Raw genomic sequence first — 12208 nt, forward strand, 5'->3', positions numbered from 1 at the left:
TGTGATCGGCAGGATGTGTACTCCCCGTACAGGCTGAAAATCCGCGGACGCCCCGAACCGCGCCGAAGGGCGTCCGCGGGCCCACCCACACGCCACCTAGGGGACACCCATGACCACCCACACCGTCGAGACCGGCATCCGCGAGACCGAGCGCGCCTGGATGGACCAGGCCATCGAGCTCGCCACCACCAGCGTCGCGAACGGCGGCGGCCCCTTCGGCGCGCTCGTCGCCAAGGACGGCGAGATCGTCGCCCTCGCCAACAACCAGGTCACCGTCGGCCTCGACCCCACCGCCCACGCCGAGGTCAGCGCCATCCGTGCCGCCTGCCAGAAGCTCGGCACCTTCAGCCTGGAAGGCTGCACCCTCGTCACGTCCTGCGAGCCCTGCCCGATGTGCCTGTCCTCCTCCCTGTGGGCGCGCGTCGGCCGGCTCATCTTCTCCGCCGACCGCCACGACGCCGCCGTGGCCGGCTTCGACGACCGCAAGTTCTACGACCTGTTCGAGAAGCGGCCCCAGGAGATGTGGCCGATGTCCGTCGAGCACCTCGACCTGCCCTACCGCACCCGGCCGTTCGACGCGTGGATCGCCAAGACCGACCGCGTCGACTACTAGAGCGCGCCGAGTACTGGAGAGCGGGAGACCGACCACCGAAGGAGCCCTCTTCGTGGTGCCGGCTGCCCCGTCCGCGCGTCCCTTCCCGTGGCGTTTCGGCGGGGCGGCGGCACGTGCGCGAGGATGGGGGTATGCCGAACCGACTGGCGCACGAGACGTCCCCCTACCTCCTTCAGCACGCCGACAACCCCGTCGACTGGTGGCCCTGGTCGGACGAGGCGTTCCAGGAGGCCCGGCGGCGGGACGTGCCGGTGCTCCTCAGCGTCGGCTACAGCAGCTGCCACTGGTGCCACGTGATGGCGCACGAGTCCTTCGAGGACGGCCCCACGGCCGAGTTCCTCAACTCGCACTTCGTGAGCGTCAAGGTCGACCGCGAGGAGCGCCCCGACGTCGACGCCGTCTACATGGAGGCCGTGCAGGCGGCGACCGGGCAGGGCGGCTGGCCCATGACCGTGTTCCTCACGCCGGACGCCGAGCCCTTCTACTTCGGCACCTACTTCCCGCCCGAGCCCCGGCACGGCATGCCGTCCTTCCGCCAGGTGCTCCAGGGCGTCCACCAGGCCTGGGCCGAGCGGCGGGACGAGGTCACCGAGGTCGCCGGCAAGATTGTGCGGGACCTCGCCGGGCGGGAGATCTCCTACGGCGACGCGCAGCCGCCCGGCGAGGCGGAGCTCGGACAGGCGCTGCTCGGGCTCACCCGGGAGTACGACCCGCAGCGCGGCGGGTTCGGCGGGGCGCCGAAGTTCCCGCCGTCCATGGTGATCGAGTTCCTGCTGCGCCACCACGCCCGCACCGGCGCCGACGGCGCCCTGGAGATGGCGCGCGACACCTGCGAGCGGATGGCGCGCGGCGGCATCTACGACCAGCTGGGCGGCGGCTTCGCCCGTTACTCCGTCGACCGCGAGTGGGTCGTGCCCCACTTCGAGAAGATGCTCTACGACAACGCCCTGCTGTGCCGCGTCTACGCCCACCTCTGGCGCGCCACGGGATCGGATCTCGCGGGCCGGGTCGCCCTGGAGACCGCCGACTTCATGGTGCGTGAACTGCGCACCGCCGAGGGCGGCTTCGCCTCCGCGCTGGACGCGGACAGCGACGACGGCACCGGCCGGCACGTCGAAGGCGCGTACTACGTGTGGACGCCCGCGCAGCTCACCGAGGTCCTCGGGGCCGACGACGCCGCACTCGCCGCGCAGTACTTCGGGGTGACCGAGGAGGGCACCTTCGAGCACGGATCCTCCGTGCTGCAACTGCCGCAGCAGGAGGGCGTGTTCGACGCCGAGCGGATCGCCTCGGTCAGGGAACGGCTGCTGGCCGCCCGGGACGGGCGCCCCGCCCCGGGCCGGGATGACAAGGTGGTCGCCGCCTGGAACGGCCTCGCGATCGCCGCGCTCGCCGAGACGGGCACCTACTTCGAGCGCCCCGACCTGGTGGAGGCCGCCGTCGCCGCCGCGGACCTGCTCGTGCGGCTGCATCTCGACGAGCACGCCCGGCTCTTCCGCACCAGCAAGGACGGCCGGGCGGGCGCCAACGCGGGGGTGCTGGAGGACTACGCCGACGTGGCGGAGGGCTTCCTCGCGCTCGCGTCGGTCACCGGGGAGGGCGTCTGGCTGGACTTCGCCGGGCTGCTGCTCGACCACGTCATCACCCGCTTCACCGACGGATCCGGCTCCCTCTACGACACCGCGGCCGACGCCGAGCAGCTGATCCGCCGCCCGCAGGACCCCACCGACAACGCCACCCCGTCCGGCTGGACCGCCGCCGCGGGCGCTCTGCTGTCCTACGCCGCGCACACCGGCTCCGAGCCGCACCGCGGTGCCGCCGAGCATGCCCTCGGCGTGGTGAAGGCGCTCGGCCCGCGGGTGCCGCGCTTCGTCGGCTGGGGACTGGCCGCCGCCGAGGCCCTGCTCGACGGGCCCCGCGAAGTCGCCGTCGTCGCACCGGCGTTGACCGACAGTGCCGCGAAGGGCCTGCACCGTACGGCACTTCTGGGGACGGCGCCCGGAGCGGTCGTCGCCTTCGGCGCCGAGCGGAGCGACGAGTTCCCCCTGCTCGCCGGCCGGCCCCTGGTGGACGGGGCACCGGCCGCGTACGTCTGCCGGAACTTCACCTGTGACGCGCCGACGACCGACCCGGAGCGGCTGCGTGCCGCGCTGCGTACGGTTCTGAACAGCTGAAACGACATAAACGGAAGCAACTCGAACGCGACCGGCGGGCGAATTGTTCAGAGCCGGTCCTCATTGTGAGGAAACACGCTCTTCACCCAAACAGCTTATGGGTTTCACAGGTTGCCCCTAATCTCTTCACCGTGACGCGGCGGAGCGGTCGCCCGATTCGGGTGCTCCGCCGCGCAGGGGGAGTTCAGAGATCTGGGGGGATCTTTCTTGCTTACGTCCGTCTTCATCGCTGCCGTCTCACTGGCACTTTTCTGGATGGCGGCGTTCACGCTCTGGTGGCAGATGCACGCCTGGCGTACGCCGGAGGTTCTCGCCTCCACCCGGTTCAGCCGGCCCGACGGCGACGAGCACGTGTCGTTCTCGCTGCTCCTGCCCGCGCGGCACGAGCAGGCCGTGCTCGATCACACCGTCCAGCGGCTGCTGACCTCGTCCCACACCGACTTCGAGATCATCGTGATCGTCGGACACGACGATCCGGAGACCACCGCCGTCGCCGAACGGGCCGCCGACCGTGACCCGCGGGTGCGGGTCGTCGTCGACACCCACGAGAAGAAGAACAAACCGAAGGCCATGAACACGGCGCTGCCGCACTGCCGCGGCGACGTCGTCGGGGTCTTCGACGCCGAGGACCAGGTCCATCCCGAACTGCTCGCCCACGTCGACCACGCCTTCCGCACCACCGGCGCCGACGTCGTGCAGGGCGGGGTCCAGCTGATCAACTTCCACTCCAGCTGGTACAGCCTGCGCAACTGCCTGGAGTACTTCTTCTGGTTCCGCTCCCGGCTGCACCTGCACGCGCAGAAGGGGTTCATCCCGCTCGGCGGCAACACCGTCTTCGTCCGCACCGAAGTGCTCCGTGCGGCCGGCGGCTGGGACCCCGACTGCCTGGCCGAGGACTGCGACCTCGGCGTCCGGCTCTCCAGCACCGGCAAGAAGGTCGTGGTCGCCTACGACTCCGACATGGTCACCCGCGAGGAGACCCCGGGCACGCTGGTCTCCCTGCTCAAGCAGCGCACCCGCTGGAACCAGGGCTTCCTCCAGGTGTACCGGAAGAAGGACTGGAGGCAACTCCCCACCTTCACCCAGCGGTTGCTGGCCCGCTACACCCTGATGACGCCCTTCCTGCAAGCCTTCACCGGCGTGATCATCCCGCTCAACGTGGCCATCGCGCTCTTCCTGGACGTGCCCGTCGGCATCGCCTTCGTCACCTTCCTGCCGGCCGTCACCGCCCTGGTCACCTTCGTCTTCGAGGTCGTCGGCCTGCACGACTTCGGCAAGCAGTACGGCCTGCGGGTCCGCTTCACGCACTACCTGAAGCTGGTCGCCGGCGGCCCCTTCTACCAGGTGCTCCTCGCCGGAGCCGCCGTCCGCGCCGTATGGCGTGAGCACCGCGGCCGCAACGACTGGGAGCTGACCAGCCATGTCGGCGCGCACCTCGCGCCCGTGGAGCGAGAGGACGTTCCCGCGTGACCTCCACCCTCCCCGCGGCGACCGGCACCAAGGTCCCCGCGCAGCGCCAGCCTGCCCATGACACGGTGCCGGCCCCCGGAGCGGCCCGGCCACCCGGGCGCCTGCGCGCCTCCCGCCCCGACCTGCTGCTGTGCGGCGGGCTCCTCGTGGCGATCATGCTCGTGCAGGGCTGGAACATCTCCGACTACCCGGCCCTCAGCGACGACGAGGGCACCTACCTCGCCCAGGCCTGGTCCGTCCAGCAGGGCGAGGGCCTCGCCCACTACACCTACTGGTACGACCACCCGCCGCTCGGCTGGATCCAGATAGCCGTGCTCACCTGGATCCCCGCGCTGCTCAGCCCCGAGTCGATGACGGTCGGCGCCATGCGCGGCGTGATGCTGATCATCAGCGCCGCCTCCGCCGTCCTCGTCTACGTCATCGCCCGCCGGCTCTCCCTGCCGCGCTGGGCGGCGGGGCTCGCCATGGCCCTGTTCGGGCTCTCCCCGCTGTCGGTGGTCCTCCAGCGGGAGATCTTCCTCGACAACCTCGCGGTGATGTGGACGCTGCTGGCCTTCGCGCTCGCCGCCTCCCCGAGCCGCCATCTGTGGCACCACTTCGGCGCGGGCATCGCCGCCGCGACGGCCGTGCTCACCAAGGAGACGATGCTCGTCGTCCTGCCCGCCCTGCTGGTCACCATGTGGCGGCACAGCCACCCGGACACCCGCAAGTTCGCGGTGACCGGCGCCGTGACGGCCTGCGCGCTCATCGGGTTCTCGTACCCGCTCTTCGCCCTTCTGAAGGGCGAGCTGCTGCCGGGCAGCGGGCACGTCTCCCTGTGGGAGGGCATCGAGTACCAGCTGACCCGCCCCGGCTCCGGCTTCCTCCTCGACGAGGGCTCCGGCTCGTACGGCGTCTTCCAGTCCTGGCTCTACTACGACCGCGTCCTGCCGCTCGGCGGCCTCGCCGGGGCGCTGCTCCTGCTGGTCACCTGGCGGTGGTCGGTCACCGCACGGGCCCTCGCCGGACCGGCCCTGGCGGTGGCGATCCTCGCCGCCCTCGCCCTGCGTCCGACCGGCTACCTGCCCGCGATGTACGTCATCCAGGCCCTGCCCTTCCTGGCCCTGGTACTGGCCGGAGGTGCCGCGAGCGTCGCCCACGCCGTACTGCGCAGATGGCGGACGGAGGCCGAGAAACGGGGCGTGACCCTCGGCCGGTACGCGCTCGCCGGCGTCCTGGTGCTCGCCGCCGGCGCCTACGTCGTACCGCGCTGGTACGACGGCGACCGCACCGCCGTCACCGCCGACGCCAACGCTCCCTACGAGGCCGCCGCCGACTGGCTGGCCAGTGAGGTGCCGAATCCGGAGGACACCCGCGTGCTCGTGGACGACGCGCTCTGGCTGGATCTCGTGCACGCCGGATACGAACCCGGGCTCGGGGTCATCTGGTTCTACAAGGCGGACCTCGACCCGGCGGTGACGAAGACGATGCCGGGCGGCTGGCGCGACATCGACTACGTGGTCGCCTCCCCGACGGTGCGGCGCGACGCCGTCGACCTGCCCAACGTCAAGGCCGCCATGAACCATTCGGCCCCGGTCGCCGTCTTCGGCACCGGTGCGGACCGCATCGAGATCCGCCGCATCCAGCCCTCCGGAGCCGCCCGATGAGCCACGAGTCCACCGTCCCCGACGAGCTGGGACATCCGGCCGTAGGCGCTGCGGAGGTGCCCGAGCCGGGCGCCGTCACCATCGTCGTACCGACCTACAACGAGTCGGGCAACGTACGGCGGTTGCTGCACCTGATCACCGAGTCCGTACCCGCCCGGCTGCCCTGCGAGGTCGTCTTCGTGGACGACTCCACCGACGACACCCCGGACGTGATCCGCGAGGTGGCGCTCGACTGCCCGTTCCCGGTCACCGTCCTGCACCGGGACGAACCGGCCGGCGGGCTCGGCGGCGCGGTCGTCGAGGGCATGAAGGCGGCCGGCTCGGACTGGATCGTCGTCATGGACGGCGACTGCCAGCACCCGCCCTCCCTCGTGCCGGAGCTGGTCGCCACCGGCGAGCGGGCGAACGCCGGACTGGTCGTCGCCTCCCGCTACATCAAGGGCGGCAGCCGCGCCGGGCTGGCGGGCAGCTACCGGATCGCCGTCTCGCGCGCGGCGACCTGGCTGACCAAGGCGCTCTTCCCGCGCCGGCTGCACGGCGTCAGCGACCCGATGAGCGGCTTCTTCGCCATCCGCCGCAGCGAGGTCACCGCCGAGGTCCTCAAGCCGCTCGGCTACAAGATCCTCCTCGAACTGGCCGTCCGCAACCGCCCCCAGGCGGTCACCGAGGTGCCGTTCGTCTTCGAGGAGCGGTTCGCCGGGGAGTCCAAGTCCACGGCGCGGGAGGGGCTGCGCTTCCTGCGCCACCTGGCCGGCCTGCGCACCACCTCGCCGCTGGCCCGCATGGTCGCCTTCGGGCTGATCGGCCTGAGCGGCTTCGTGCCGAACCTGGCCGCCCTGTGGGCGCTCACCGAGGCCGGGCTGCACTACCTCCCCGCCGAGATCGTCGCCAACCAGTTCGGCGTGGCCTGGAACTTCCTGCTCCTGGAGCGGCTGCTGTTCCGCGACCGGCGCCGGCACCGGCACTGGGCCGACCGGACCCTGCGGTTCGGACTGATCGCCAACGCCGACCTGGTGCTGCGGATACCGCTCATCGCCCTGCTCGTCGGGGAGTTCGGGCTGACCGTGCTGCCGGCCACCGCCCTGGCCCTCGTCATCACCTTCGTCCTGCGCTTCGCCGGGACGGAGGCGCTCGTGTACCTCCCGCGCCGACGCCGTACGGCCCGCACAGCAAGGAGTGAGGCATGAGAAGCAGACAGCGAAGGAGCCCGCGCAGGGCTCCCCGAAGGAGAGCCTCCGCTCTCCTGGCGGTGTCCGCCCTCACCGGCGGGCTCCTCCTCACCGCGCCCCAGCCGGCCTCGGCCGCCAACCTCATCAGGAACCCCGGCTTCGAGACCGCCGGCACCGGCGACATGCCGTACTGCTGGTCGAAGTCCGGCTGGGGCGACAACGACTTCACCTTCGAGACCGTCGCCGACGCCCACACCGGCACCAGGGCCATGAAGGTCGAGCTGACCCGCCGCACCGACGGCGACCGCAAGGCGCTGATCACCGAGTCCACCGAGTGCGCGCCGGTGGTGACGGAGGGCAAGCAGTACGACCTGTCCCTCTGGTACAAGACGACGACGCCGGACGCCTCCCTCACCCTCTTCCGGCACGATGCCACCGCGGGCTGGCAGTACTGGACCGACCTCAAGACCCTGGACCTGGCCGCCGACTGGACCGAGGCGAGCGTCCGCACCCCCGAGGTCCCGGCCGGCACCGACCGCATCAGCTGGGGCGTCTCCGTCTACGGGACCGGCTCGGCGACCACCGACGACTACACGATGGAGCAGGTCGCCGACCCGGTTCCGGACCCGGACTGCACGGGCACTGCCGAGGAGTGCGCGAACGGCCGCTGGGACGTGCTGCCGACGCGGAACCCGGTCCGCTCCATGCACTCGGTCGTCCTGCACAACGGCAAGGTGCTGCTGATCGCGGGCTCCGGCAACGACCCGGAGAGGTTCGAGGCGGGCACCTTCACCTCGGCCGTCTACGACCCGCAGACCGGCGACTACGAGACCGTCCCGACGCCCAAGGACATGTTCTGCGCCGGGCACGTGCAGCTCAAGGACGGTCGCGTCCTCGTCATGAGCGGCAACGCCGGCTATCCGTCGGCGGACGGCACGCTCGGTTACCAGGGCTACAAGGATTCGTACATCTTCGACCCGGAGACCGAGACCTACACCAAGACCAACGACATGAACGACGGCCACTGGTACCCGTCGGCGACGATCCTCGGCAACGGCGACGTCATCTCCTTCGGCGGCCTGCGCGAGGACTCCACCGGATCGGTGACGGCCGACCTGTGGTCCGACGAGCAGCAGAAGTGGCTGCCGACCTGGCAGGTCAACCAGACCTGGTCGTACTGGGGCCTGTACCCGTCGATGATCCTGATGCAGGACGGTCGGCTCTTCTACTCGGGCAGCCACGTCTTCGGCAACAACATCCCGGGCACCGGCTCGGCGATCTACGACTACGACGCCAACAGCATCACCCAGGTGCCGGGCCTCCAGGACAAGGACGTACGCGACCAGTCCGCCAGCGTGCTGCTGCCCCCGGCGCAGGACCAGAAGGTGCTGACCATCGGCGGCGGCAACATCGACTCCAACCCGGACGCCAACCGGCTGACCGACATCATCGACCTCAAGCAGCCCGACCCGGCGTACGTCGCCGGGCCCCCGCTCCCGCAGGGCACCGTGGACCTCGGCAACGGCCCGGTCCCGCAGACCGGTGACCAGGGCAAGATGTACGTCTCCACCGTCCTGCTGCCCGACGGCACGGTGCTGGAGACCGGCGGCGCCCTGCACAACCGGGCCGACCCGGTGTTCGAGACGTCGATCTTCGACCCGGAGACGGAGACCTTCGACCCGGTGGCCGCGGACCCGGAGGCCCGCGGCTACCACTCCTCGGCGTTCCTGCTGCCCGACGGCCGGGTGATGACGACCGGCGACAACCCGGGCAACGGCTCCTGGAACCACGACGTGTCGGTCTACACCCCGCCCTACCTGCTCAGGGGCGAGCGTCCGGCGATCACCTCGGTCATCGACACCGAGTGGAACTACGGCGACACCCAGCGGATCACCGTCGACCGGCCGATCGCCAAGGCGGAGCTGATCCGCCCGGCCGCCGTGACGCACTCCTCGGACCCGAACCAGCGGTTCGTGGACCTGCCGCTGTCCGTCGACGGGAACAACGTCGACCTCAACGTCACCAGCAACCCCAACCTGGCCCCGCCCGGCTGGTACATGCTCTTCGCGGTCGACGCGAACGGCGTGCCGTCGGTGGCGAAGTGGGTGCGTCTCGACGGTCCGCAGGCGCTCAGCACCAAGGACGCCGCCGCACACGTCCACTCCTTCGCCGACGCCCCGCGGGGCAAGGTGGCGGGGCCGGGCAAGAAGCGGACCTCGCAGCCGGTCGGCCCCACCGTCTCCGGCTGCGACCGGCACTACGGTTCCGCCAACGTCTGCGTGCCGACCGCCTTCCCGGCCGAGGTGAAGAAGACGACGGCCGCCCGCTGCGACTGGCTCGAGCGCAACGACTACGGTCGCCTGGCGGTCAACGGCCAGGACGACCCGCTGCGCCTGGACCCGAACGGGGACGGCACCGCCTGCGGGAAGGGTGACGTCAGACGCCGCTGAGGATCAACACGCCCAGCGTCGGCTGAGCGCCCCACCGCGGGGCGACGGCCCCGCACCTGGCGGACGTCCACCGGGTGCGGGGCCACGCCAGTGCCAGTACGCCCAGGGCGCCCGCCGCCCGGAAGCAGGCCCACAGCGCCTCGCCCGGCACGGTCGAGCACTGTTCGCCGTACGTCAGACAGCGGCCGCCCCGTTCGGTGGCGAGCACGGCGAGCCACGCGACGACGACGGTCGGCGGGAGCAGGACGAGCCCGGCCACGGACCACCCGGTCAGGGCGCGGGCGGCGGGCCGCGGGGCGGCGGGGGAGGGCGGGGTGCTCATGCCCTCCATCACAGCGCGCCGGCGGCCCCCGCCGATCGGCCCGCGTACTCGACCGCCGTACTCAACCTCCGTGAGTGCTCCGGCGCACCGCCGCCTCCACGATGGCCTCCAACTGTTCGTGGTGCGCGCCCTTCCAGTACGCGCGCCCGCACGCGCGGCACTTCGCGAACACGTCGTACGACCGCTCGGTCCCGCCCTTGAGCTGGTCCGCCACCTCCTCCTTGGTGGCCTCCTTCAGCAGCCCGTTGCAGGCGGTGCACCTCGTCCACGGGAGCAGCTCGGGCCGGAACCGGTCCAGGACCTCCTGGAGCTGGTCCTCGGGGCGGGTGCTGTAGACGTAGGCGCCGGCCCACAGTTCGCGGCGGCGCAGCAGGCCGCGGTCACGGCTGAGCATGACCCGTTTCTCGGCCGCCGACAGCGCCGCGAGCGCCGGGTCGCCAAGGTCCGTCGACTCGTACGCCGTGTCCACGCCGAGCAGCCGCAGCCGGCGGGCGAGGGTGCCGAGGTGCACGTCGAGCAGGAAGCGCAGGGGAGCGCCCGGGACCCGCTGGGGGCGTTCCACGGGCCGTACGCTCACCGACTCGCCGCCCGTGGGGACGTGTCCGGGCGGCACCTCGCGGCCGTCCACGAGGAGCGTGCCGACCTCGGTCAGCGGGACGCCGAGGGACTCGACGACGTGGCCGAGCGTGGAGACGCCGTCGGTGGCCGCGCGGGCGGTGCCGGTGGGGCGGGCGCGCGGCACGAACAGGTGCAGTTCGGGAGCGAATTCGACGTGGATCTCGGGACCGTTCACCCGGTCAGGATGCCACGGGGCACGGGGGTGAACTCAGTCCTCTCCGGCAGTCGGCAGACCGTGCTCCAGGACGTCCAGGGCGCGTTCGGCCAGGTCGGCCAGGTTCTCCTCGTGGTCGTGCTCGGCCCAGTACCGCGAGACCTCCAGCAGGCCGCCGACGACGGACATGGAGAGGACCCGCACCTCCAGGCACTCGGGGGCGAGGCCGGTGCGGTCGGCGATGGCGCGGCCGAGCAGGCGGCCGGTGACCGACATGCTCTCCAGCATCCGCGAGCGCACCGCGGGCACCTCCGCCAGCAGCCGCGCCCGCAGCCGGGTCAGCTCGGCCTCCTCGCCCGCGCCGAGTTCGACGGCCTTGCGGATGACGTGCCGCAGGGAGGCCGGCCACGGCTCGTCGGCGGGCCGGGCGGCCAGCTCCGCCGCCATGACCGGGTCGTACTCGTCCGTGAGGACGATGTCCTCCTTGGCCGGGAAGTAGCGGAAGAGGGTCGACGGCGAGACCTCGGCGCGCTCGGCGATCTGTTCCGTCGTCGTCGCCTCGTACCCCTGCTCCCGGATCAGCCCGTAGGCCGCGGCACGGATCGCCTCACGGGTCTTGGCCTTCTTCCGCTCCCGCAGACCGGTCGGCGGACCGTCGGCGGGGGAGCGGGGGGAACGGGCGGCCTTCATACCGGCCATTGTCGGCCATCGGCTATCAGCCATCGGCCATTGGCCATAGCCATCGGTCATCGGCCGTCGTGCGGGTCCTAGTAGGCGATCAGCGAGATTCCCACGTAGTGCGCGATGAAGGCCGCGAGCGTGAAGGAGTGGAAGACCTCGTGGAAGCCGAACCAGCGCGGTGACGGGTTGGGCCGCTTGAGGCCGTAGATCACGCCGCCCGCGCTGTAGAGCAGGCCGCCGACGATCACCAGGACCAGCACGGCGATGCCGCCCGCCCGCATGAACTCCGGCAGGTAGAAGACGGCCGCCCAGCCCATGGCGAGGTAGCAGGGGGTGTAGAGCCAGCGCGGGGCCCCGACCCAGAAGACGCGGAAGAGGATGCCCGCCGCCGCGGCGGCCCAGATGCCCCCCAGCAGCCACTGGCCCTTGGCCTCCGGCAGCAGGAGCATCGTGAGCGGGGTGTAGGTGCCCGCGATGATCAGGAAGATGTTGGCGTGGTCGAGGCGGCGCAGTACGCCGTCCATCCGCGGGCTCCAGTCGCCCCGGTGGTAGAGCGCGCTGACGCCGAACAGCAGACAGGCCGTGAGGACGTAGATCCCGCAGGCGATGCGTGCTTCGGTCGACTCGGCGAGGGCGGTGAGGACCAGACCCGCGACGAGGACGGCCGGAAACATACCGAGATGCAGCCAGCCACGCAGCTTCGGCTTGACCGGGTGCGGCAGGGAGAGCGCTACGGGACCGCGGCCGTCGGCGGACGTGTCCCTGGGCGCGTCGGAGGCGGACGCAGTCATGGAGCCATCGTACCTACGGGACCGTAAGTTACGCATCAGTACGGACGCTCGTGGAGGCTGAGTGGTCATCGTCTCACGGTGTACCCGGCCGCGCACTCCCGATGCCTGCACGTGGCGATC

The 12208-nt window shown here is 71.4% G+C and carries 10 protein-coding genes; 6 read left to right on the top strand and 4 right to left on the bottom strand.

What is annotated here, in order from left to right; all coding sequences use genetic code 11:
- Positions 1 to 109: 109 nt before the first annotated feature.
- From ACIQ6R_RS02515 to ACIQ6R_RS02540, 6 genes are all read left to right on the top strand, one after another.
- A complete protein-coding gene (locus tag ACIQ6R_RS02515) occupies positions 110 to 613 on the top strand; it encodes a nucleoside deaminase (protein ID WP_404218197.1) in 504 nt (167 codons plus the stop codon).
- Positions 614 to 744: 131 nt separating this feature from the next.
- Positions 745 to 2787, top strand: a complete 2043-nt coding sequence (locus tag ACIQ6R_RS02520) for a thioredoxin domain-containing protein (RefSeq protein WP_404218199.1) — start codon at positions 745 to 747, stop codon at positions 2785 to 2787.
- 207 nt (positions 2788 to 2994) lie between these two features.
- Positions 2995 to 4257, top strand: coding sequence for a glycosyltransferase (locus ACIQ6R_RS02525; protein ID WP_404218201.1), 1263 nt, complete (start codon positions 2995 to 2997; stop codon positions 4255 to 4257).
- Complete coding sequence (locus tag ACIQ6R_RS02530) at positions 4254 to 5903, top strand: ArnT family glycosyltransferase (protein WP_404169625.1); 1650 nt, start codon at positions 4254 to 4256, stop codon at positions 5901 to 5903. Before ACIQ6R_RS02525 ends, ACIQ6R_RS02530 begins: the two co-directional genes overlap by 4 nt.
- Positions 5900 to 7090, top strand: coding sequence for a glycosyltransferase (locus ACIQ6R_RS02535; protein WP_404218203.1), 1191 nt, complete (start codon positions 5900 to 5902; stop codon positions 7088 to 7090). Before ACIQ6R_RS02530 ends, ACIQ6R_RS02535 begins: the two co-directional genes overlap by 4 nt.
- Positions 7087 to 9522: a galactose oxidase-like domain-containing protein gene (locus tag ACIQ6R_RS02540; protein WP_404218205.1), complete on the top strand. Its 2436-nt coding sequence runs from the start codon at positions 7087 to 7089 to the stop codon at positions 9520 to 9522. Before ACIQ6R_RS02535 ends, ACIQ6R_RS02540 begins: the two co-directional genes overlap by 4 nt.
- Here ACIQ6R_RS02540 and ACIQ6R_RS02545 read toward each other — a convergent pair.
- The 4 genes from ACIQ6R_RS02545 to ACIQ6R_RS02560 all read right to left on the bottom strand — a co-directional run bounded on the left by ACIQ6R_RS02545 (position 9509) and on the right by ACIQ6R_RS02560 (position 12088).
- Positions 9509 to 9844, bottom strand: a complete 336-nt coding sequence (locus tag ACIQ6R_RS02545; protein ID WP_404218207.1) for a hypothetical protein — start codon at positions 9842 to 9844, stop codon at positions 9509 to 9511. The genes ACIQ6R_RS02540 and ACIQ6R_RS02545 overlap by 14 nt on opposite strands.
- Positions 9845 to 9905: 61 nt before the next feature.
- Positions 9906 to 10637, bottom strand: a complete 732-nt coding sequence (locus tag ACIQ6R_RS02550; RefSeq protein ID WP_404169637.1) for a Mut7-C RNAse domain-containing protein — start codon at positions 10635 to 10637, stop codon at positions 9906 to 9908.
- Positions 10638 to 10670: 33 nt separating this feature from the next.
- The gene (locus tag ACIQ6R_RS02555) at positions 10671 to 11315 is read right to left on the bottom strand and encodes a TetR/AcrR family transcriptional regulator (RefSeq protein ID WP_404218209.1); all 645 of its coding nucleotides are present in this window, start codon (positions 11313 to 11315) and stop codon (positions 10671 to 10673) included.
- Positions 11316 to 11383: 68 nt separating this feature from the next.
- On the bottom strand, positions 11384 to 12088 hold the full coding sequence (locus ACIQ6R_RS02560) for a hemolysin III family protein (protein ID WP_404169643.1): 705 nt from the start codon (positions 12086 to 12088) through the stop codon (positions 11384 to 11386).
- Positions 12089 to 12208: the final 120 nt, after the last annotated feature.

The organism is Streptomyces sp. NPDC096048, from assembly GCF_044763415.1.
Taxonomy (GTDB): domain Bacteria; phylum Actinomycetota; class Actinomycetes; order Streptomycetales; family Streptomycetaceae; genus Streptomyces.

Bases quoted from the DNA above. Each gene is read 5' to 3' on its own strand.
- ACIQ6R_RS02560 (WP_404169643.1), bottom strand. From the start codon at position 12,088: ATGACTGCGTCCGCCTCCGACGCGCCCAGGGACACGTCCGCCGACGGC.
- ACIQ6R_RS02540 (WP_404218205.1), top strand. From the start codon at position 7,087: ATGAGAAGCAGACAGCGAAGGAGCCCGCGCAGGGCTCCCCGAAGGAGA.
- ACIQ6R_RS02545 (WP_404218207.1), bottom strand. From the start codon at position 9,844: ATGAGCACCCCGCCCTCCCCCGCCGCCCCGCGGCCCGCCGCCCGCGCC.
- ACIQ6R_RS02515 (WP_404218197.1), top strand. From the start codon at position 110: ATGACCACCCACACCGTCGAGACCGGCATCCGCGAGACCGAGCGCGCC.
- ACIQ6R_RS02520 (WP_404218199.1), top strand. From the start codon at position 745: ATGCCGAACCGACTGGCGCACGAGACGTCCCCCTACCTCCTTCAGCAC.
- ACIQ6R_RS02555 (WP_404218209.1), bottom strand. From the start codon at position 11,315: ATGGCCGGTATGAAGGCCGCCCGTTCCCCCCGCTCCCCCGCCGACGGT.
- ACIQ6R_RS02535 (WP_404218203.1), top strand. From the start codon at position 5,900: ATGAGCCACGAGTCCACCGTCCCCGACGAGCTGGGACATCCGGCCGTA.